The organism is Lachnospira sp., assembly GCF_016290755.1.
In the GTDB taxonomy this organism is placed as follows: Bacteria; Bacillota; Clostridia; order Lachnospirales; family Lachnospiraceae; genus Lachnospira; species Lachnospira multipara.
This window is the reverse complement of record NZ_JAEEVD010000105.1, coordinates 1-2,073: the sequence shown is the minus strand read 5'-3', so window position 1 is coordinate 2,073 and position 2,073 is coordinate 1. Positions and strand designations below refer to the sequence as shown.

The following is a 2,073-nucleotide window of genomic DNA, read 5'->3' as shown; positions in this document are numbered from 1 at the left end:
AAGAGAAGGAAATGAATTCAGCTTATAAGAAGGTACTAGATGATACATATACATTTATAAATGAATTTGATGGTACACAAACAGTAGAAGAAGGACAAAATGGAATTGTTGAAATTGTAAGAGACGAAAGATATAGTGATAAAAATATAGATGATATAAAAGCTGACATAGGATATACACTGTTAGATATTAATTCAGATGGTGTAGATGAATTAATTATAGCTGAGAAAAATGATCTTCAAGAAAATAATAGAATTCTTGCTATATACACATTAAAGAATAATAATCTTAAGTTATTAGATGAAGGTTGGTCAAGAAAACGCCTTTATCTGTTAGATGATAATAGTATTTACAATTCAGGTTCAAATGGTGCAGCTTATTCAATTTGGGGAATATATAAAATTAATGATAGTGCTGATGGACTTGAAACAATTGACTTTTATTTTACAGAATACAATGATTCTAAGAATGACATGTATTGGTATCACAATACCACAGGGAAATATGATAAGAATGTAAGTGAATGTCTATCCCTAGCGAGTGATAACAATTCTTCAATTACACAAAAGAGTACGGAATATTTTAATAAGGCTAGGAAGTTGGAATTGAAGTATTTTGATAGCTATGGTAAGTAGAATAGAAAAGTGATATTGATATAAGTAGTAAAAAGCGCAAATGATTATATATAATCATTTGTGCTTTTTTGTTATACATATAAATTTATGTTATGCTAATTACATTAACAACAAGGAGGAAGAAAAATGATTAGAAGAGCGCAATCTAAAGATTTAGAGACAATTCTAGATTTACTTTTACAAGTAAACTTAGTTCATCACAAGGGAAGACCAGATATCTTTAATGTAGGAACTAAGTATACTAAGGAACAGTTAGAGGAATTAATAAAGAACGATTTAAATCCTATTTTTGTTGCAGAGGAAGAGGGAAAGGTATTAGGTTATGCTTTCTGTCAGACACAGCAGCATATTGGAGATAACATCTTAACCGATATAAAGTCTCTCTATATCGACGATTTATGCGTAGATGAGAAGGCAAGAGGAAAGCATGTTGGAACAAAGCTTATTGACTATATTAAAAGCTTTGCCAAGGATAATGGATACTACAATGTAACTTTAAATGTTTGGGCTTGTAATGAAAGTGCAATGAAGTTTTATGAGAGGAATGGATTTGAGTTCTTAAAGCTAGGCATGGAAATGAAATTATAAAGTTTAAGGGAGTTGCCAGTGTAAACTGGCAACTCCCTTTCTTGGGAATTCCTGTGAATTTTACCCCAACTCTCCATGTTTCTCATAATTAGTCACACGAGTAGCCTTATTCTTCTCATCCACAAATACTACCTTTGGCTTATGTTCCTTAGCTTCCTCAGCACTATAGCTTGCATAGCACATAATGATTACGTTATCGCCAACGGATACCTGTCTTGCTGCTGCCCCGTTAAGGCAAATCATGCCTGAACCTGGCTCGCCAGCAATAGTGTAAGTTTCAAATCTGTTTCCGTTTTGTACATCAACGATTTGTACCATTTCATATTCTAAGATTCCAGCAGCTTCAAGAAGCTCGCTATCAATAGTGATACTTCCAACGTAGTTTAATTCTGCTTGTGTAACTACAGCACGATGAATCTTTCCCTTTAGCATTGTTAAATTCATAAATTATTACTCCTTAAAATAACCGTTCTTACTATATCTCTATATTCCCGCAGATCAAAGCTTATTGCTGCCATCGACCAAGCCATAAAAGTCGTTCACGTTCATGGCAGCAAAAGCTTCTAATCTGCTTTTTTCTAAGCAAAGAAATTATCAATAAGTCTTGTCTTGCCAATATAAACTGCAATAGCGCAAAGGACTTCTCCTGTGATTTGTTTTACTGGCTGAAGTTCCTTAGTATCAACTATCTCTACATAGTCGATCTTAGCAAGAGGCTCGCTATTAATAATATCTGTGATAGCTTTCTTAATCTTGTCTGCGTCAAGCTCTCCTGATAAAAGAAGATTTTTTCCAGAAGTTAAAGCCTTGTTAAGAATAAGAGCTGCCTTTCTTTCTTCAGGGTTTAAGT

Annotated in this window: 4 protein-coding genes; 2 read left to right on the top strand and 2 right to left on the bottom strand. The window is 33.4% G+C overall.

The annotated features are described in order from the left end of the window. Both QVA17_RS12495 and QVA17_RS12490 read left to right on the top strand, forming a co-directional pair. Positions 1 to 635 (top strand): hypothetical protein (locus tag QVA17_RS12495; RefSeq protein ID WP_287389332.1); only part of this gene is annotated, 635 nt, incomplete at its 5' end. 126 nt (positions 636 to 761) lie between these two features. Further along, positions 762 to 1,223: a GNAT family N-acetyltransferase gene (locus QVA17_RS12490; RefSeq protein WP_287389331.1), complete on the top strand. Its 462-nt coding sequence runs from the start codon at positions 762 to 764 to the stop codon at positions 1,221 to 1,223. Positions 1,224 to 1,283: 60 nt separating this feature from the next. Here QVA17_RS12490 and panD read toward each other — a convergent pair whose 3' ends face one another. After that, positions 1,284 to 1,667 carry an aspartate 1-decarboxylase gene (gene panD / locus QVA17_RS12485; protein WP_027430185.1) on the bottom strand — a complete coding sequence of 128 codons (384 nt, stop codon included), beginning with the start codon at positions 1,665 to 1,667 and terminating at the stop codon, positions 1,284 to 1,286. A 134-nt stretch (positions 1,668 to 1,801) separates the two neighbouring features. Then, positions 1,802 to 2,073 (bottom strand): pantoate--beta-alanine ligase (locus QVA17_RS12480; RefSeq protein WP_287389330.1); only part of this gene is annotated, 272 nt, incomplete at its 5' end.

What these genes read in the sequence shown, in the direction of transcription:
- QVA17_RS12490 (WP_287389331.1), top strand. Translation starts at nt 762, where the DNA reads ATGATTAGAAGAGCGCAATCTAAAGATTTAGAGACAATTCTAGATTTA.
- panD (WP_027430185.1), bottom strand. Translation starts at nt 1,667, where the DNA reads ATGAATTTAACAATGCTAAAGGGAAAGATTCATCGTGCTGTAGTTACA.